This window comes from Bacillus sp. 22446, from assembly GCF_052044955.1.
Lineage (GTDB): Bacteria > Bacillota > Bacilli > Bacillales > Bacillaceae > Bacillus > Bacillus altitudinis.
Genome location: NZ_JBQEOD010000003.1, coordinates 254,812 through 274,148, shown reverse-complemented (window position 1 = coordinate 274,148; position 19,337 = coordinate 254,812). Strand labels below are relative to the sequence as shown.

Annotated in this window: 18 protein-coding genes and 1 other annotated feature; of the genes, 8 read left to right on the top strand and 10 right to left on the bottom strand. The window is 40.8% G+C overall.

Annotated features, from left to right (window positions below; genetic code table 11):
- The first annotated feature begins 29 nt into the window (after positions 1-29).
- From ACTJJD_RS08675 to ACTJJD_RS08655, 5 genes are all read left to right on the top strand, one after another.
- Positions 30-1,013 carry a YncE family protein gene (locus ACTJJD_RS08675; RefSeq protein ID WP_045033991.1) on the top strand — a complete coding sequence of 328 codons (984 nt, stop codon included), beginning with the start codon at positions 30-32 and terminating at the stop codon, positions 1,011-1,013.
- The gene (locus ACTJJD_RS08670) at positions 1,010-1,696 is read left to right on the top strand and encodes a response regulator transcription factor (protein WP_024719907.1); all 687 of its coding nucleotides are present in this window, start codon (positions 1,010-1,012) and stop codon (positions 1,694-1,696) included. The genes ACTJJD_RS08675 and ACTJJD_RS08670 overlap by 4 nt, the downstream gene beginning before the upstream one ends.
- The gene (locus ACTJJD_RS08665; protein WP_156060575.1) at positions 1,693-3,111 is read left to right on the top strand and encodes a HAMP domain-containing sensor histidine kinase; all 1,419 of its coding nucleotides are present in this window, start codon (positions 1,693-1,695) and stop codon (positions 3,109-3,111) included. Before ACTJJD_RS08670 ends, ACTJJD_RS08665 begins: the two co-directional genes overlap by 4 nt.
- A 148-nt stretch (positions 3,112-3,259) precedes the next feature.
- Positions 3,260-5,374 (top strand): ArnT family glycosyltransferase, encoded by a 2,115-nt coding sequence (locus ACTJJD_RS08660; RefSeq protein WP_414834470.1) that lies wholly within the window; start codon positions 3,260-3,262, stop codon positions 5,372-5,374.
- A 31-nt stretch (positions 5,375-5,405) separates the two neighbouring features.
- Positions 5,406-6,398 (top strand): glycosyltransferase family 2 protein, encoded by a 993-nt coding sequence (locus ACTJJD_RS08655; RefSeq protein WP_025208052.1) that lies wholly within the window; start codon positions 5,406-5,408, stop codon positions 6,396-6,398.
- A gap of 47 nt (positions 6,399-6,445) precedes the next feature.
- Here the strand turns inward: ACTJJD_RS08655 and ACTJJD_RS08650 are convergent, their stop codons facing one another.
- Together ACTJJD_RS08650 and ACTJJD_RS08645 are read right to left on the bottom strand one after the other, a co-directional pair.
- The gene (locus ACTJJD_RS08650) at positions 6,446-7,795 is read right to left on the bottom strand and encodes an amino acid permease (protein ID WP_008348215.1); all 1,350 of its coding nucleotides are present in this window, start codon (positions 7,793-7,795) and stop codon (positions 6,446-6,448) included.
- 75 nt (positions 7,796-7,870) lie between these two features.
- Positions 7,871-8,095: a binding site (T-box leader), on the bottom strand.
- A gap of 91 nt (positions 8,096-8,186) precedes the next feature.
- On the bottom strand, positions 8,187-8,861 hold the full coding sequence (locus tag ACTJJD_RS08645; RefSeq protein ID WP_035701558.1) for an NAD(P)H-dependent oxidoreductase: 675 nt from the start codon (positions 8,859-8,861) through the stop codon (positions 8,187-8,189).
- 220 nt (positions 8,862-9,081) lie between these two features.
- On the opposite strand from ACTJJD_RS08645, the gene ACTJJD_RS08640 reads away from it, so the two are divergent.
- Entirely contained in the window at positions 9,082-9,447 is a 366-nt protein-coding gene (locus ACTJJD_RS08640; protein WP_017357877.1) for a winged helix-turn-helix transcriptional regulator, read from the top strand.
- 8 nt (positions 9,448-9,455) lie between these two features.
- Here ACTJJD_RS08640 and ACTJJD_RS08635 read toward each other — a convergent pair whose 3' ends face one another.
- From ACTJJD_RS08635 to ctpB, 3 genes are all read right to left on the bottom strand, one after another.
- Positions 9,456-10,643 (bottom strand): PDZ domain-containing protein, encoded by a 1,188-nt coding sequence (locus ACTJJD_RS08635; protein WP_236780778.1) that lies wholly within the window; start codon positions 10,641-10,643, stop codon positions 9,456-9,458.
- A 68-nt stretch (positions 10,644-10,711) separates the two neighbouring features.
- On the bottom strand, positions 10,712-11,065 hold the full coding sequence (locus ACTJJD_RS08630) for a swarming motility protein SwrAA (protein WP_007500014.1): 354 nt from the start codon (positions 11,063-11,065) through the stop codon (positions 10,712-10,714).
- A 344-nt stretch (positions 11,066-11,409) separates the two neighbouring features.
- Positions 11,410-12,858, bottom strand: a complete 1,449-nt coding sequence (gene ctpB, locus ACTJJD_RS08625) for a carboxy-terminal processing protease CtpB (RefSeq protein ID WP_440608302.1) — start codon at positions 12,856-12,858, stop codon at positions 11,410-11,412.
- Positions 12,859-13,011: 153 nt separating this feature from the next.
- Here ctpB and ACTJJD_RS08620 point away from each other — a divergent pair, with 153 nt between their 5' ends.
- Positions 13,012-13,752 (top strand): sulfite exporter TauE/SafE family protein, encoded by a 741-nt coding sequence (locus ACTJJD_RS08620; protein WP_008348223.1) that lies wholly within the window; start codon positions 13,012-13,014, stop codon positions 13,750-13,752.
- Between the two features lie 48 nt (positions 13,753-13,800).
- Here the strand turns inward: ACTJJD_RS08620 and ACTJJD_RS08615 are convergent, their stop codons facing one another.
- From ACTJJD_RS08615 to ACTJJD_RS08595, 5 genes are all read right to left on the bottom strand, one after another.
- The gene (locus ACTJJD_RS08615) at positions 13,801-15,063 is read right to left on the bottom strand and encodes a murein hydrolase activator EnvC family protein (protein WP_046344577.1); all 1,263 of its coding nucleotides are present in this window, start codon (positions 15,061-15,063) and stop codon (positions 13,801-13,803) included.
- A gap of 114 nt (positions 15,064-15,177) precedes the next feature.
- A complete protein-coding gene (ftsX, locus tag ACTJJD_RS08610; RefSeq protein ID WP_024719915.1) occupies positions 15,178-16,068 on the bottom strand; it encodes a permease-like cell division protein FtsX in 891 nt (296 codons plus the stop codon).
- The gene (gene ftsE, locus ACTJJD_RS08605) at positions 16,061-16,747 is read right to left on the bottom strand and encodes a cell division ATP-binding protein FtsE (RefSeq protein WP_008348229.1); all 687 of its coding nucleotides are present in this window, start codon (positions 16,745-16,747) and stop codon (positions 16,061-16,063) included. The genes ftsX and ftsE overlap by 8 nt, the downstream gene beginning before the upstream one ends.
- 382 nt (positions 16,748-17,129) lie before the next feature.
- Entirely contained in the window at positions 17,130-17,459 is a 330-nt protein-coding gene (gene cccB / locus ACTJJD_RS08600; RefSeq protein ID WP_008348231.1) for a cytochrome c551, read from the bottom strand.
- Positions 17,460-17,507: 48 nt separating this feature from the next.
- Entirely contained in the window at positions 17,508-18,356 is an 849-nt protein-coding gene (locus tag ACTJJD_RS08595; RefSeq protein ID WP_079919134.1) for a YitT family protein, read from the bottom strand.
- Between the two features lie 189 nt (positions 18,357-18,545).
- Between ACTJJD_RS08595 and ACTJJD_RS08590 the strand changes: the two genes are divergently transcribed.
- Complete coding sequence (locus ACTJJD_RS08590) at positions 18,546-19,280, top strand: alpha/beta family hydrolase (protein WP_079919133.1); 735 nt, start codon at positions 18,546-18,548, stop codon at positions 19,278-19,280.
- The last annotated feature ends 57 nt before the right edge of the window (positions 19,281-19,337 follow it).

The window sequence follows — 19,337 nt, the reverse complement described above, 5'->3', positions numbered from 1 at the left end:
TGAAAATAGAGCACCAAAGGAGCAGAAGGATGAAACGAGTGAAATATTTTTTAATATGCTTGTCAGCTCTACTATTTTTCCTAGCAGGCTGCGGAAAAGACCAGCAATTTACGCCCCCTGGCAGCTCTCAATCAATTGCTGTCATTTCTCAACTAAAAAAAGCCTCCTTTTCAATCGTTGATTTACAAAAAAATAAAATTGTCTCTTCCGTTGATTTAAAACATCCTCTCACTGATCTTGTTCACATCAACAAAGACGTGATCATTGCATCAAGTAAGGAAGGACAATCTCTTATAGAAATCAATTTAAAAAAAGGAACAGCAGCGGACTATATGGATGTGAATAAAGGTCTGACTTCACTTGCGTATGATGCGGATACCAACACTTTACTTGTGACCGATTCAGAGAAAAATGTCGTTTATTTTATCGATACAGTGCACAAGAAAATAAAAGCAACTGTGAAGACCGGGACATTACCCTCTTCTATGGCGTTGTCTTCTTCTGGAACGTTGTTTGTTTTAAATGCAAAAAGTCATTCTGTTTCAGTCATTGATATTGAAAAGAAAAAAAAGATACGAACGATTTCCGTTCTAGAACGGCCATCTGGCATTCATTTTGATGGGCATTCCATTTGGGTTGGAGGACACGGTAAACCGGGCACATTAAATAAGAGCATTTTTGCTTACGACCCTAAAACAGGTAAGAAACAGCGAGAAATCAAACTAGGTGTTATGCCAGTCGCATTTTTTTCAGAAAAAAACTCTTCTACTTTATATGTATTATGTCATGGAGACCATACACTATATAAAGTAAATACCGAGAAAAACAAACTACTTTCCTCTGTTGAGACCGGTCAAAATCCGAATTATATCACTGCTGATTCCTCATCTATATATGTCAGTAACTTAGATGACAATTCAGTATCCGTCATCGACAAACATACATTTATGTTGAAGAACCGACTGAACATCCCAGCAGGACCTTATGCTATCATGTTGGAGGAAAAGAAATGAAAGAACAGATGAATATTTTAATAGTAGATGATGAATTAGATATGCTTGAGTTAATCGGTTCCTTTTTGCAGAGACAAGGCTTTCACGTGATAACTGCAAATAATGGCACGGGCGCCTTGCATCAGCTTGAAAAAGAGGCCATTGACCTTGTTGTATTGGATATAATGATGCCAGATATGGATGGATTTGAAGTCTGCCAGCGCATCAGGCAAACCTCTCAAATCCCCATTTTATTTTTAACAGCTAGAAGTTATGAAGAGGATCGCATTAAGGGGCTGGAAATTGGAGCAGACGACTACATCATGAAGCCTTTTAGTCTACGTGAGCTTGCAGCTAGAATTGAAACGACATTAAGACGAATTAGAGGTCTTTCTTTAAAGCGCAGTCGAATCATGATTGGTGACTTGGAGATCGATCAAGATGGCAGACAAGTCTATCTCAAGCAAAAGCCCATCAATTTAACAAGAAGAGAATTTGATTTACTTATGTTTCTTCTGCTCAATCAAGGCCAAGTCTTTTCCCGTGAACAGCTCTATCAAAAATTGTGGGAATCACACTCACCTAGTGGCTCTTTAAGAACAGTCGATACACATATTAAAACACTAAGACTGAAATTAAAGGAAGCGGAACGGTATATTAAGACCGTTTGGGGTGTCGGCTATAAGTTTGAGGAGGACAAATGAAGCCATTATCTATTAAAAGGAAAGTGCTTTTCTTAATCCTTTCCGTTATAGGCATCGTTGCTGCCTCAGCTCTTGCCCTGACTTATTACTTATACCAGCACTTATATATAGATAAACAGATTGATTCTTTAAGTTTACAAGGAAAGAAACTGGCAGAAATCTATCACAAACACGGGAAAGACACATATTTTACTGACAGAATGAAGTGGGCAAATGACTCAAGTCAGGCAAGTGTTATTTTTACTGATGATCCTATGGAGCTTTCAAGCGGTATTCCTTTCGATACGAATACAAACGATAACCTCATTACGTTTAAAGAACGCCAAAAGCTTCTTCAGGGGAAAACAGTTGTGTTAATTAGAGAACACCCCCAGTTTCATCAAGATATTCTCGGAATTGCCATCCCTGTGTTCTCAAACAAAAATGATTTATCAGGAACCATTTTCCTCTCTATGCCTTTATCTGATGTGTATGAACCGTTTGTTCAAATTCGATTAACGCTTGGCATCTCTATTTTAATTATCCTGCTTTTGATTTTCTTTATTGGATATAAAAGTTCTAATAAAGTCGTAAGGACGATCAATCAAATGAAAGAAATTGCAATGGAAATGGAATCTGGTGATTTTTCAAAACGCATGGCTGTGACCAAAAAAGGGGATGAGTTAAATCAGCTGAGCCGTTCCTTTAATAAACTGTCCTCTACCTTAGAAAAAGTTGAACAGCATCGCAGAGAGTTCCTTGCCAATGTCTCCCACGAACTGAGAACGCCTTTAAGTTATATGAAAGGCTATGCTGAAGGAATTGAAGAAGGCATTATTGATCAAAAGAAAGGCATGCAGATTATTCAAGACGAATCCACACGATTAAGCCGGCTCGTACATGACCTTCTTGATCTCGCACAGTTAGAGGGGGAATCTTACCCACTAACGATGGAGCCGATCGTCTTTGCGCAGCTTATTCATGATGTTCTTGATCAAATGACATTCATTGCTAGTCAAAAGAGAATCTCGTTCAACCGAGAACTCGAAGAGGATTGTATTATTTATGGTGATAGCGATCGAATTGAGCAAGTCGTTCGTAATTTATTGGACAATGCCATCCATTACACGCCTTCAGGAAAATCGATTTCGATTGAATTATTCGTTCACCAACAAATTGCTGAATTGAGAATTACAGATGAAGGCAGCGGAATTCCAAAAGGAGATCTCCCTCATGTTTCTGAGCGTTTTTATCGAGTGAATAAAGCCCGCACAAGAAAAGATGGCGGCTCTGGTCTTGGACTAGCCATTGTTTATCAAATTATAAAAAAACATCGTGGCACGTTCGTTCTTCAATCTGAACAAGGCCTAGGTACGACCGCTATTATACAATTACCAAGTGCAGAGACCACTGAAACTCCGCCTGTCTCCTCATAAAATAAGATGACATCTTAAACAAAACAGCTCTTTTCTAGAGCTGTTTTTATTCAACAGAAAAATAAAGAATTGGCCTTTTTTTATTAACAATTTATTCATATTTGCTTGTTACACTTTTTTCAAGTTAAGAAAAAGGAGTGACAAGCTTTTGATTAGACGCTTTCAGAAATTTGATCTTTATTTATTTTTCATATTGATTTTATCTGCCATTTTAAACATTTATAACATTTGGAACGACGATACGGTGAACGCTTATTATACAGCGGCGGTCACAAGTATGATGCAAAGCTGGCATAATTTCTTCTTTGCTTCGTTCGATCCCTCAGGTTATGTCACGGTGGATAAACCACCGCTCGCCTTCTGGCTGCAAACGATCAGTGCCAAAATTTTCGGCCTGCATGGCTGGAGTGTGATCTTACCCCAAGCTTTAGCTGGCATTGGATCTGTTTATTTAATCTACCGCCTAGTTAAACCTACATTTGGCCAGGCTGCTGCAAGACTGTCAGCGCTTATTATGGCGTGTACACCAATCGCAGTTGCTGTATCTCGTACAAATAACATTGACAGTTTACTCGTCTTTATTCTTTTACTCGCAACAGCCATGATGTTCAAGGCTGTGAAACAGCAGAAAGTGCTTTGGGCGATTGCTTCTTTTGCAATGATCGGTGTCGGCTTTAATACAAAAATGCTACAAGCGTATATGATTGTACCGGCTCTCGTCCTGTTTTACATCATTGCCTATCGAACGACATGGAAGAAAAAGTTGTTATCGCTAATGATTTCAATGATTGTTCTTTTAGGTGTATCTGCTTCATGGTCTATAGCGGTTGATCTCACTTCCAAAGACAATCGTCCTTATATGGGATCAAGTCAATCGAACTCAGCACTAGAATTAGCCTTTGGTTACAATGGTCTTCAGCGGTTGACTGGTCAACAGTCTGGCGGAGGAGGCGGCACAAATCAGGGTGAGGGACAGCCACCTTCACAGCAGGGTGATCAGCAAAATAACAATAATTCATCCACCATGCCTCAGCCGCCATCGAATGGAACTCAAAACAACTCAGACAATTCAAACCAATCATCCAGTCAGGAACAGCCTTCAATGCAAGGACCACCAAGCAATGCAAACGGCACAACACCACCTGATATGCCATCAGGCGGTAATGGTGATGGACCGCCAAGTGGTGGGGGCGGAAAAATGGGAAGTGGTTCTGGCATGTTTGGAACAGGAACAAAAGGGCCATTACGTCTGTTCCAATCTGAACTGTCCGATCAAATCAGCTGGCTGCTTCCATTTGCGCTCTTTGGTGCGATTGGTATCTTCTTCTCGACAGCCTTTGAAAGAAGACGTCTCAATACAAGACAAAAAGAAACACTATTTTGGTTAGCTTGGCTTATACCTGTTGCTGCATTTTTCAGTGTAGCAGGATTTTTCCATCACTATTATTTAATCATGCTGGCACCGCCAATTGCTGTATTAGCAGGAGCCGGATGGGTGTCTATGACTCAATTGTTTCAAACAGGAACTGGCTTTAAAAAATGGCTACTGCCAATTGCGATATTCGTCACAACCGCATTTGAAATCTTTATCCTATCCACATTTACAAGCACAATCGGTCTTGGATTAAGCATTGCAGTCGGTATCATTGGTATTGGAACGATCCTTTCTCTACTTTTGATAAAAGGAAAAGAAAAACTAAAACAATTCATGTCTCTCATTGCCATCCTTGGGATGCTGATCGCACCCCTATACTGGGCAAGCACACCTCTTCTTTACGGAGGAAACAGTATGCTGCCAGAGGCTGGTCCTCAGCTTGCAACTTCAAGTGGCAGCATGAGTTCACAAGTCAATGAAAAGCTGATCAGCTATCTTGAGAAAAACAATACGGGAGAAGAATTCCTATTCGGGACAACAGATGCAACCACTGCTTCGCCTTACATTATTAAAACAGGAAAAGCTGTTATGGCATTAGGTGGATTTAGTGGATCTGATAACATTCTCACGCTTAATGAATTCAAACAGCTCATTAAAGACGGCAAAATCAAATACTTCTATCTTTCTGGTATGAGAGGCGGCAGCTCTGACATTCTCACTTGGATTCAAAAAAATGGCAAAGAAGTAACTGCTTCTAAATGGCAGAACAGCTCTACATCCAAAACGAACCAGCAAACAGACAGCCAACAATCAAAACAAAATGATCAGTCAAATGGACGAATGGGCGGAATGGAGAGCGGTACTCTTTATGAACTATCCGTTGATTAATTCATCTATTAAAAGGGAGGAACGATGACTGATGGAAAAGAACATACAATACTCTGTTGTAGTCCCAGTGTATAATGAAGAACTTGTGATCCATGAATCGTATCAGCGCCTCAAGACCGTCATGGATTCGACGGGAGAAGCATATGAGCTTCTCTTCGTCAATGACGGCAGTATGGATCGGACAGCTGAACTGATTAAAGGGTACTGCCAGACAGATCCGCATGTGAGACTTATTGATTTTTCTCGTAACTTTGGGCATCAAATTGCCATTACAGCGGGAATGGATTATGCAAAGGGAGAAGCTGTCGTAGTGATTGATGCGGATTTACAAGATCCACCTGAATTGATTTTAGACATGATTGAAAAATGGAAGGAAGGCTATGAGGTCGTATACGCGGTCCGCACGCAACGAAAAGGCGAAACAGCTTTCAAAAAGTACACGGCTTCCCTTTTCTACCGAGTGCTACGTCAAATCACCGAAGTAGATATTCCTATTGACACCGGCGACTTTAGATTGATGGATCGTAAAGTGTGTCATGAAATGAAAAAAATACGCGAGAAAAACCCATTTGTCCGCGGATTAGTGAGCTGGGTTGGCTTCAAACAGATTGCGGTAGAATATGTTCGGGATGAGCGGTTGGCAGGAGAAACAAAGTACCCTCTCAAAAAGATGCTCAAGCTCTCGATGGATGGGATCACATCTTTTTCTTACAAACCTTTAAAGCTAGCCAGCGTAGCAGGTATTGCCCTTTCAGCTATTGGCTTCATTTCGATGTTTCTAGTTTTATATTTAAAGCTTTTTACTAACAGCACCATCACCGGCTGGAGTTCATTAATTGTCATTCAGCTATTCTTTAGCGGGATCATCCTCTTTATGTTAGGCATGATTGGGGAATATATCGGCCGAATCTACGATGAAGCCAAGGACCGGCCGCTTTATATCGTCAGGGAGAGCTATGGCCTTCAGGCAAAGCCACATCCCGTTCAATCCCCTGTCCACTTCAAGCAATATAAACAGCATTAAAAAAAGCGTGCGAGACCCTTCAGAAGGTCCTGCACGCTTTTAATAAATTAGACGGCTGTTTCAAACCGTTTTCTGTTAATAAAGAAAGAAAGTGTAATGATTAAATAAATGCCCATGGTGACCAGCGTTTGAACAATTGGTGTATTGAATACAACGCCGACAAAAATGGCCATGATCGCAATAACTGAAAACCACGTTGTGAAAGGATACAGCTTCACGCGATATCCGCCTGGCTGTGCGACGCTTCGAGATTTCAAATGACCGACGGCAATGATAAACCAGATGAATAGAACTGTGTAACTTAAAGAGCCCATTAAGTAATTAAACGTTTGACTTCCTACAAAAAGAGAAATCAATACAGCTGCATACAAGGTAGATGTACATACAAGGATGGCTCGAACAGGCACCTGCTGTTTTGACAGCTTGGAGAATCCTTTCCATACACGGCCATCCATTGCCTGTGTATAAAGCACCCGTGATGAAGCATACAAGCCAGAGTTCATAGAAGACAAAATCGCTAGTAAGATAATACCATTCATGATGTCACTAGCATACGGTACTCCGATTGTTGCAAACACTGTCACAAATGGACTTACTTGCTCATTGTTTACTTGATTCCAAGGGATTAAGCTGACAATGATAAAGAACGGCAGTACATAAAAACCGATGATGCGTACAAACGTACTTTGAATGGCCTTTGGGATGACTTTTTCAGGGTTTTTTGTTTCTGCTAACGTGACCCCAATCATCTCCGTCCCACCATATGAATACACGACAACCAGCATTGCTGCAATTAATCCGCCAGTACCATTTGGGAAAAATCCACCGTGATCCGTTAAGTTAGACAATCCAGGTGCTGCATGCTGTCCGAATGAGACAAATAGCATGGTGAATCCAATGATAATAAATAAGATGATGACAGCAATTTTAATAGAAGCTAACCAATACTCTGTCTCAGCAAACATTTTGACTGAGCAAACATTAATGATTGTGACTACAAGTGAAATGATTAACACAAGCATCCAGATTGGCACTTGTGGGAACCAGTACTGAATAAAAATGGCCGACACAATCGCTTCTGCTGCAATGTTCAGCACCCACATCTTCCAATAGATCCAGTCTAAGAAATAGGCCGGATATTTTCCTAACACAGGTTCAATCAAGTCACGGAATGTTCTTGCTCCAGGTCGTGCAACGGTCATTTCGGCAAGTCCTTGCATAATAAATAATAAAATAAGACCACCAATCATGTATGCCAAAATGACAGCAGGACCCGCAATATCAATGGCAGAACTACTTCCTTTAAACAGACCAGCACCGATGGCACCGCCAAGCGCAAGCATCATAATATGCCTTGATGTCATTGTTCGTTTTAACTGCACATGTTCCTTTTCCATTTTCTATAGCTCCTTTAAATTTGAATCTTCAGACAAATATGAGATAAAAGCATATAAAAAGGCCAGCCATCTCCCGGAAGAGACGACTGACCTTGCAACCGCGTTACCACTCTTATTGATTCAGCCATGGCTGAATCCAACTTAAAACCCGATAACGGAGGTCACACGTAAAGACTTACTATTCATTCAGTCTTACCGCTCTTTGAGCGAGTTCAATGATTCGTTTTACTGCGTTGCACCGACCCGCAGCTCTCTTAAAAAACGGATGTTCATTTACTATTCTCAAGTCAAAGCGTTTATAGTCAAATTTGTATATTCGTCAAAGATTTTATTTTTTAAATATACTGACTAACCACGCAATTGTCAACAACCTTTTTCAGACAAACAGCGATTAACGAATCCAAACAGCTACTTCATCCATCGGGCGACGTGTTTTGCCGCGTTTTGGCTCAGTGACACGATAACCGAAGGCTGCCATGACAGAGATGTCGTATTGACCATCCTCCAGTAACCCTTCTTCTTCTAAGATACGATGGATGTGATCGTAGCTAAATCCTTCAACTGGGCATGAATCAATGCCGATCTGTGCCGCAGCTGTCATCATGTTACCTAAGGCAATATACGTTTGTTTTGAAGCCCAATCAAATAATGTACGGTCATTTTCTAGTAGATGAAGATCGTTCTCTTGGAATTCTCTGTAGCGCCCCTTGACCATTTCAAACGTTTCGTCTGTCATTCCTTTGATTTGCTTGTTGATGTATTCTGCATATGCTGAATCATAGCGGGCATCTGTTCTTGCCAAGATGATCACAAAATGGCTGGCAGTTGGAAGCTGCTTTTGCGCCCCCCATGTATACTCTTTTAATTTTTCTCTAAATGCTTCATTTTGAATAACGAGGAACTTCCAAGGCTCAAACCCTACAGAGCTTGGAGAAAGTCTTCCTGTTTCTAAAATAAATGCAAAATCATCCTCTGGAATCTTTTTCGCTGGGTCAAACTCTTTTGTCGCATGACGGAATTCATACGCCTCAATGATTTCTTTTTTTAATAGCTCTTTGTCTCGCATGTTATTCATCCTTTCTAATGAACAGGTGTGTTCCCACAATCCAATTTCTTTCCATTCCCTAATAGAAATTGTTATGATAGGAAAACAAACAACCCGAATGTGTGATGTCTATCTCTATGGTAAAAGAAAAGCTTCCATTGATTCAAGTACGCACATTTTTGTTCGTTAGGTACAAACAAGTTCGTTTATGACCATTTTCGTTTAAGAAAGGAATGTTGAGATGAGTGCACCATCCAATCCAGTCAGTATTGTGAATCATGGCTGTCCCGTGTCTATCACTACAAATGTCATCGGAGGAAAATGGAAAGGCGTCATCCTTTATCATTTGACTTGCGGTCCAAAGCGTTACAACGAAATACGCCGGCTTCTGCCAAGAATTTCGCAGCGTGTCCTGACGTTGCAATTACGAGAACTTGAACAAGACGGGATTGTTCACCGTGAAGTCTATGAGGAAGTTCCTCCTCGTGTCGAGTATTCACTGACTTCTCTTGGAAATACGTTAAAGCCCATTATCTTTGCCATGCGTGAATGGGGCGAATCCTATGGAAGAGAAACGCGCCCAAAAGAAAAAAGCTGCCATCTCTAGCAGCTTTTTTAAGATGAAATCGCCGTTGGCTCTTGCTGAGGATCGTCCTTCACAAACAGGATACCAAGCTGGTGATGCTCCCCTTCGTAAGAGGCGCGTTTCTCAAACCTTGTCTGACCATTGAGACCAATGATCTCAAGCTTTGTCAGAGCACGATTGGTTTGTAGTGCTTCATAAAATTCTGAAACGGTTTTGATCTCGATTCCATTGACCTTTGTAATAATTTCTCCGATCTCAAGCTTTAAATCAGCCGCAGGGGTATTCGGAATGATACCAAGCACCATAAGCCCTTGATTCCGCTTAGAGAAAAAGAATGGTGCAGCGTTGTCATTCGCCCTCTGCTTCCATGATAAAAAGGCTCTTCCTGCAATCGCTAGAACAACAGCTCCCCACGCAATCGGCTCAAACCAAATACTTGCCGCACCTACTACAGCAACAACTAGACCGAGCATCATTATTCGGCGTGACGTAATTTGAATACTCACAATTGGCAGCGATCCTTGAATACGCTGGCCAAAGCCGATGATGTACGGGATCACAATAAATGAAAAGCTTTGATCGTGCACTTGAAGCACAGGCCACCATGGCAGAGAAGAAGTCCATTCACCTGCCGGCATCAGCAAAACAAGTGGTAGAAGCCACAGACGGTTTGCTCGCTGCTGGCCGATCAAAAGTCCTCTCGCACTCATCACCATTGCAGGCGATGTACGTAAATGCGCCGTTCGATAGGCTAAGATGCCTTCGGTCATTAACAGTAGCCCTAACAGGATCACAACGGCTGATGCATTCATCATTGAAAGCTGCGGCAGCCAAGAATGGCTCACTTGAACAGACATCAGTCCAAATGCCGCAATAAAACTGAAACCGAGTGTGTATGCAGACGAAAGCGCACTCGCCTTAAAGAATAAAGAGAAAACGATGGTCATCGCTGCAATCAGCACGATGAATCCAGGCGGAAGGGAAATCCCTAAGCCTACAGATATGATCGATAGACAAATTCCTGGAATCCATCCCTTTGAATATGTAAATTTCAGTTCATCGTAAACATCTTCTATTCTTGTTTGAAACGCTTTTCTCTCCCGCTTAACGCGGATGTAGCCATATAATAGGCTGATTAATATCATAAAATAAAAAAGAGGATGGATTAAAAACAGACCGACCGCTTTTAATCCGGCTCCCATCCACTCCGAGCTCATTATCGTTCACCGCCCAAGTCAAGCATTTTCTCTTATTCTATCAAATAAATCGATGCTTGACATCAGGTTTATTTCTCCTGATTCATCCAAAGTGTGACATTCGACAGTGAAAAATCTTTTAAATAGTGATTTACATCTACATCTAGTATGCCGCCGAGAAGCTGCATGGACCTCTTGATGTCGGTTAAGTTTATACCAAGTCTCTTATGATTATCCATTAAATAATTGAAGTATATCTCAGCACAGTCTTCATCGATCTCGTCGACTGATTCTACCGTTGTGTAATTGACCAAGTACCTGCTTAACAGCATGAGTAGACTTAATGCCTTTGTAGCCGAAAACGTCACATCTTTCGTACGACTCTTAAGCTCCTCTACCAACTCGTAATATTTTTTCTCTCTCACAATACTTGCCCTTTTCAATTGTGTACCCCCATTTACTAGTTCTTTTAAGAAAAGCGCAAACCTCGGTACAGCTCAATGCTTAAGCTGAATATCCGCAAAAAATAAAATATTTAAAATGAGTGCTACTTTTTATTGTAAGAATTATTTATGTAACATACAACTTTCAAAAGTTTCATTTTCATGACATGTTTAAATCAACAGAAAGTCTCTTATATAAATATGTTATCGGGTAAATTCGAAGGAATGTTATGTTTTTTGTAAAATAAATGAATATATTTCTCGATATAATATATTTTTAAGAATAAATTATTACATGTTCGTAACACTTATGAACCAAAAAAAAGAGGCATTTATTCGCCTCTTTATTTTTTGAGATATAGTGCTTTTAGTGCAGTTTGTAGCTGAAGATCATTCTTTTCATAAGATTTCACTTCATCTACCATCTTGTTCATCATTTTCGCTGTCTTTAAATCAATCACACCTGATTTTTCGAGATTGTATGTGCTTTGAAATGCGAGTACAGCCTTTTTCGTTTCTTCGTCAAAATATCCATCTACTCTGCCTGGGTCAAATGATAACCCTTTTAACAATGTCTGTGCTTGTCTGACTTCTTCATTGTTCATATCAAGCTGAAGCGGTTCTTTCAGCTGGAGCGGGCCGACGGTGAAGTAATCTGGTTGATGAATCGCAATGGTCGGCACAACGCCTTTTTTGTGAATCCAATTCCCTTTCGGTGTCAGCCACTTATACAGCGTTAATTTAATGTTACTCCCATCTCCCATTGGTACCGCCTGCTGCACAGTCCCTTTACCAAAGGAAACGTCACCTACCACTTCATACTTCCCTGCTTCTTTCATGGCACCAGCCAGAATTTCAGAAGCGGATGCACTTCCTTTATCAATTAAGACATTGACCGGGTATGGTTTTTGTGCTTTTCGTTTTGAAAAATATCGTTTTCGATCGCCATTCCGTTCTGCAATTTGAATATATGGCTGATCCTTTGTGATAAAATGTTTCAAAATGTCTTCCACACTTTGTAGATAGCCGCCAGGATTTCCTCTCACGTCCAGCACAAGGCCTTCCATGCCCTTTTTCTCGAGCTTATTCAAGCTTGCCGTGAAATCCTTCGCCGTATCTTCAGAGAAGCTAGAGATCGCAATATAGCCTGTTTTATGACCATTGACCTCTTTCATTGAAGCCGTTACGGTTTCAAGCGGGATTTCTTCTCGTTTGATATGGAATGTTAGCTCTTTTTCAATTCCATTTCGTCTGATTTTCAAGGCGACAGACGTTCCTTTTTTTCCTCTTATTTTCAGTACAGCATCGTTTAGGCTTTTTTCTTTCATCGACTCACCGTCAATGCTGATGATTTCATCTTTCGGTTTCAGACCCGCCTTTGCCGCAGGGGATTTTTTAAAGGCAGAGACAATGATAATCTTTCCTTCATCCATTCCAACTTCTGCCCCAATTCCTTCAAATGAGGAATCAAGTGAATCCGAAAATTGCTTTGCGGTTTGCTTGTCCATGTATACTGAATACGGATCATTTAAGGTTGAAAGCATTCCTTGAATGGCACCTTCAAGCAGCTTTTGACGATCCACTTCCTCTACATATTCATTCGAAATGAGGTCATAGGCTTTCTCAATTTTCTCCATTCCGTTTTCCTTCGCTCGATCACTTGATTGAGCTTGTCCAGCCACTGCAGCAGCCGCTTTCGGTGACTCCGCCTGAGTCGCCTCTTTATGCGTCACAACCCCTGCACTGATGATGAGAATGACACTTGCCATGATGGATGCGATTTGTTTTTTCATATTTGGCCTCCTTCTTCAACTCTTCCTGATGACCTGAGTTATTATATGCCAGAAGAAGGGATTTCATGTAAAGACATTCTCCTAAGGAGGCTTGACTAATCATTTCATTAGGTGTAATTTTTATTTTGTTACGATCGAGAAGGAGTCTTCGCTATGTATATTATATTGACAATGCTTTTATTAGGAATTTTACTAGGGTTTGTAGGAGCTGGCGGGGCTGGTTTTGTCATCGCATTGCTGACGTTAATCTTTGATGTACCAATCCATACTGCACTTGGAACATCTTTAGCTGCTATGGCATTTACGACTTTATCTGGTGCATACAGCCACTACCGAGAAGGAAATATCCAGCTCAAATCAGGTTTGATTGTCGGTGCACTAGCTTGTATTGCTTCATTTGCCGGAGCAAAAGTGGCTCCTTTTATTCCAGAGGATAGCCTGCACTATTTAACAGCTGGTATGCTCTTTTTATCTGCTGTTTTTATGATGATCAAATTGTTTGTCCTAAAAGAAGATGCTGAACAGCAGCCGCTTTCTTCACGCCAATTGCTGATCAGGGGCATTATATTAGGCCTTGTATCAGGGATGCTTTCAGGGATGTTCGGTATCGGATCAGCACCATTTATTCAAGTGGGGCTTTTGATTTTGCTGAAGCTGTCTATTAGACAAGCTGTTGGCACAACGATGCTAGTGATTATTCCAATCTCTATTGGCGGTGGAATTGGTTATATTTCAGAAGGCTATGTTGACTTTATCCTGCTCGTTCAGATCTTAATCGGTACCGTATTAGGGGCTTTTATTGGGGCAAAATTTACACGCCTTGCGCCAAAACTGTTATTAAAATCCGCTGTGCTTTTAACACCTATTATTGCCGGATTACTGCTGTTATTTTAATTTCATCTACATGAAAAAAGCCGATAACATGCTGTTATCGGCTTTTTTTTAGCGGATATATTGCGCTGGATTGACTGCATTTGATTTCGCGCCATTCCATAATCCTTTATGAATTTCAAAATGAAGATGCTGGCCATAAGACTGACCTGTGTTGCCCATATATCCAAGGAATTGACCTTGCTCGACTCTTTGACCTGTTGACACACTTCTTGTTGAAAGATGAGCGTATACCGTTTGATACGTTTGGCCATTGATGTTATGTGTAATGAACACCACGTTCCCATAACTCGACGAGTAGCTTGAGTTCGTGACTGTTCCAGATGCGGCTGCAACGACAGATACAGTGCCTTTTGCAGCGATATCTAATCCGTAATGCTGTCCGCCAGAACGTCCGCCAAAGCCTGATGAGAAACGGCCTGCAGCTGGTTTAATGAAACCTGAGCTACTTGTTGGTGTATCTGACACTTGATCAGATCCTCCACTTGGTGCAGGTGCATTTTTTTCAGCAGCTGCTTGTTCTGCTTTCTTCGCTTCTTCTTTTTGACGGCGTGCCTCTTCAGACTTTACCGCCGCTTTTTGATTCGCTAAAATTTCTTGTTCATTTTCAAGCTTTCCTAGTTCATCATGTGCATGTTCTTTTTCTTCCGTTACATGACCAAGGACTTTTCCTTTTTCTTTTTGCTGTTTAGATAGGTCCTTTTTCAACGTTTCAAGCTCTTTCAAAGATGTTTCAAGTCCACTTAGCTGTTTATTTAGCTCTGCTTCTTTTTGCTCTACTAGCTCCAAATCATTTTCGTGTTCTGTAATCATGTCTTTATCTGCTTCGACGATGGTTGTAACAGCTCCCACACGACTGACAAAATCACTAAAGCTACGAGCACCTAGCAGCACATCTAAATAGTTGATTGTACCGCCACTTTTTTGCATAGAACGAATTCGATCTTTGAAAATCGCTTTTCTCTTTTCAATTCGCTCGTTGATGACTTCAATCTCTTTTTTTAGTTTTTTGATCTCTTGTTTCGTCTGTTTGACCTCTTTTTCTTTTTCAGCGACTTTTTCAGTTGCGGCACTTACTTTTTGGTCAATTTTTTCAATTTCTTGCTTGAGCTTTGATTCTTTCTTTTCAAGCTTTGCCAGTTCTGATTTCTTTTTCTTCAAGGTTGATTCAGTCTTCGATGTTTTCTCTTCAATTTGTTGACGTTTTTGATCTAGGTCTTCGTATGCGAATGCACGATTTTCGTTCCCTGGAATGTATAGCCACGTTGTTCCAATAAACGCTGCCATTCCAGCCATCATCAGCTTTCTTTTCAAAACGATATTCCCCTCCCATGACAACTGCCTGCATGAAGAGTCGACCGGATGAATTGGATCAACCGGTCACATCTTCTATAGAATCTTCGAGTGCTGCCATCAATATAAATAGATTTATACTTTCAAGAATTTACGGATGGACGTTAAACTTCCCCACACACCGATAATGGCACCGATCAATAGAAGGATCAGTGATACTTGATAGACAAACGGATTGTATGGAAGCATTGAAATAAATGAACCTTGTACCCTTGGTGCCACCCAGCCGACAGCATATTGATACGTGCCAAGCAATACAGCGATTGGTATAATCGAGCCAAATACACCAAGTAGTAATCCTTCGATGAAGAACGGCCAGCGGATAAACCAGTTCGTTGCACCTACTAGTTTCATAATCTCAATTTCTTTACGTCTAGCAAAAATCGTAATTTTGATCGTATTGGAAATCAAGAACATCGCTGTAAATAAAAGCCCAATAATAAGTGCGATGCCGACATTACGCGCCACTCCGACAACATTAAAGAGTCGGCTGACCTCTTCTTTTCCATAAGTGACTTTATACGTCCCTTTTAGGTTTTCTAATTTCTTCGCTACTTTTGGTGTATCGTGGGGATCTGTTGTTTTCACAATAAACGCATCATTCAATGGATTTTCTTGATCAACCAATCCCATAGATTGTCCATTTTCACCAAAGCTTTTAATCAGTGCTTTTAGTTCATCATCCTTGGATGAGTATTTCACATCACTGATTTCAGGAATCTTCTCAATTTCTGCTTTTAATTCATCCTGCTGCTTTTGATTCGCAGTTAAATCGATGAGAACTTTTACTTCTACTTCTTTCTCAGCGTTCGATGCCATGTTATTCAAGTTGAGCATAATAACAAGAAAAACCCCAACTAAAATCAATGTGACAGTGACCGCACTAATTGATGCAAATGTCATCCACGTGTTTCTTCCAAGTGAACGGAAGCTCTCACGTAAATGCCGCGAGAGAGTTTTAATCATAAATTCCGTACTCCCCTCTTGCTTCGTCACGCACAATCATTCCATCTTCGATCGCGATGACGCGTTTCTTCATGCTGTTTACAATCTCTTTGTTGTGTGTCGCCATGACGACTGTTGTTCCGCGGTTATTAATCTCTTCGAGTGTCTTCATGATTTCCCATGAAGTATCTGGATCAAGGTTTCCTGTCGGTTCGTCTGCAATGACAACCTCAGGATGATTGACGATCGAACGAGCGATCGATACACGCTGCTGTTCACCGCCGGAAAGCTGATCTGGAAATTGACGAGCTTTGTGCTTTAATTGCACCAAATCAAGTACCTCAAGCACTTTTTTCTTAATAATACTTGGCTGTTCACCAATGACTTCAAGAGCAAATGCCACGTTCTCAAAGACCGTAAGACTTGGAAGCAGTTTGAAATCTTGGAATACTACGCCAATTTCTCTTCTCACATAAGGAATTTCTTTTTCCTTCATCGAGCCTAAATCTTTGTTATTAATTAAGATTTTCCCTTTTGTTGGTTTCTCTTCACGATACATCATTTTAATGAACGTGGATTTACCAGCGCCACTGGGACCAACAACATACACAAACTCTCCTGGATGGATAGAGACATTGATTCCATTGATCGCCTTTACGCCATTAGGATAGATCTTATAGACTTCCTTCATTTCAATCATGTAATCACCTAATCTTTTCTTATTCGCTGTCAAACAGCTTATCATGATGTTCTGACACTTCTCGTCAAAAAACGTTATGTATGGTCACGCACATACCCTTCGATACGCACAAGCAATTTATGTCCTTTTCATCCAAAAAGATGAAAAAATTGAATCGTCTAAATTTCAACAACTCCAATTATACGTCATGAATCGACGCAATGGTATTACATTTATATTTCAAAACTTATAAATAAAAGGTAAATAGAGCAACAAAAACCGAAAAACGTGTCTTTTTACCCTTATTTTTTAAATAAAATTTAATATAATACGTTTTCATACTATCCAAAAGTCTTTTTCTACAAATAGAAAATAAAAAAACCTTGTCGATTAGACAAAGGTTTTATTTTTTCTCTGCAAGCCACTTGGCGACTTCTTTTGCTTGTTTTTCATCTACCATTCCGCTTGGCATAGATCCTTTACCGTTCTGGGCAATATCTGCAATTTGGCTTTCATTATATTTCTTCCCGACTTCTTTCAGGCTTGGGCCGCCTCCGCCAGATAAGTCTTTTCCATGACAGCCAATACAGTTTTGCTGATAAATCTCTTCACCACTGCTCACACTTGAAGCACTTTTACTGCCTTCTTTGTCACTGCTGCTTGAATTTCCTCCACAGGCCGCAAGTACAAAAAGCATAGCGACAAAAAGAAGCGTTAATCCGCTCTTTTTCATGTATTTCCCTCCCTTACAATCATTTGGTCAACGTTATTATATCCTTGTTTACGCCCTTTTAAAACCCTCACCCAGCACCTCTTTTGCATCCATGACGATGACAAACGCTGATGCATCGATCGCTTTTACCACTTGTTTCAACTTTGTGAATTGTGACTGCCCTACCACACACATTAAAATAGGCCGATCATGGTCGGTGTACCCACCTACTGCTGAAATCTTCGTTACACCACGATCAATTTGATCAAACACCGCCTGTCTGACCTCATCCTCATGACCCGTAATAATCATGGCCATCTTCGAGTGACTAAAGCCTGCCTGAACCACATCAATCGTCTTACTAGAAATGAACACTCCGATCACAGCGTACAGTCCTTCTTCAATCCCAAAAACAGTCATGGCCGCCAAAACAATCAAACCGTCCATCATCGCTAAACAAGTACCTAACGTCAGCCCTGTATATTTATTGATGATTTTGGCCGCAAGTGCCGTTCCTCCCGTTGAACCATTGCCGAGGAAAACGAGCCCAATTCCGATCCCAATCACTACACCGCCAAATATTGCGGCAAGCAGTGCTTCATGGGTGACAGGAGCAATGTGTCTTGTTAAGAACACCATTAAAGGTAAAAAAACAGAACCAACGAGCGTTTTTACCCCAAATGTTCCACCTAATAAATAAAAGCCTGCGATAAAGAGCGGAATATTGAGACCCCATTGTACATATGCAGCTTCAAAACCGAATGACTGCATAATGGTACTGATTCCACTCACCCCGCCAGCAGCAATCTGATTTGGTAATAATAACGTATTAAAGCCAATCGCCACGATGGCTGATCCTATTAAAATAAGTACATAATTTTTCACTTCAATCCAAAGTTGAGAATGTTCCTGCTTCATGTCTTTCTTCCTCCGTTACTTCTGAATGCACACCTATTTTAAGCCCTCTCATTCAGATTGTAAATAACAGCCAAATGCAGTGCTAATGGATTAATACTTTATCACACAGCCGGATCAGCGTACTTGCCGTTTGGCAGAAGAGTAAATGATGGTATATTTAATATGTACATGAGAAAGAAGGGACATACGATGAAGAAAATACTGAAGATCACCGGTATTACATTACTTGCACTCATCATCTTAGCTTTTGGTGCTTTCTATACATGGAGCCGCTTTACATATGGACCATCGGAAGCGTTAAAAAAGCAGATGAAGATTGAGCAGGTCGATCATAAAAATGGGGTATATTCATTTGAAGCATCAAAAAGCGATACTGGCATCATTCTATATCCTGGCGCAAAAGTTGAACCTCTTGCGTATGCCTATCTAGGGAATGCGCTGATGAAGAAAGGCTATTCGGTCTTTATCCCAGACATGCCATTTTCCTTCGCGATTTTTAATACGAAGAAGGCAGAGGATATCCTCAAAAGTCATCCGGCCATCAAGCATTGGTACATTGGCGGACATTCGCTAGGCGGAACAGCTGCCGCTATGTATGCAGTGAAAAATCAAAGCAAGCTGGACGGCCTCTTTTTCCTTGCCTCCTATCCTGCATCAGATGATTTGAAACAGGCTTCCTTGCAAGTATTATCTATATCAGGCGAAAAAGATGGTCTCGCAACACGAGAAAAAATCAAAAAATCGAAAAAGCAGCTGCCTTCTCAAACGGTGTATCATGAGATAAAAGGCGGTAATCATGCTCAATTTGGCATGTATGGCAAACAAAAAGGGGATCAGCCTGCAGACATTCCAGTCCTCACGCAACAAAAAGACATCGTTCAGACGATGCTGGAATGGGTAAAACCAGCAAAAAAGCTCCCTTAATGGGAGCTGCAAGATTGTTGACAAAGGGCTAAAATGAACTTGATTTTAGCCTTTTGT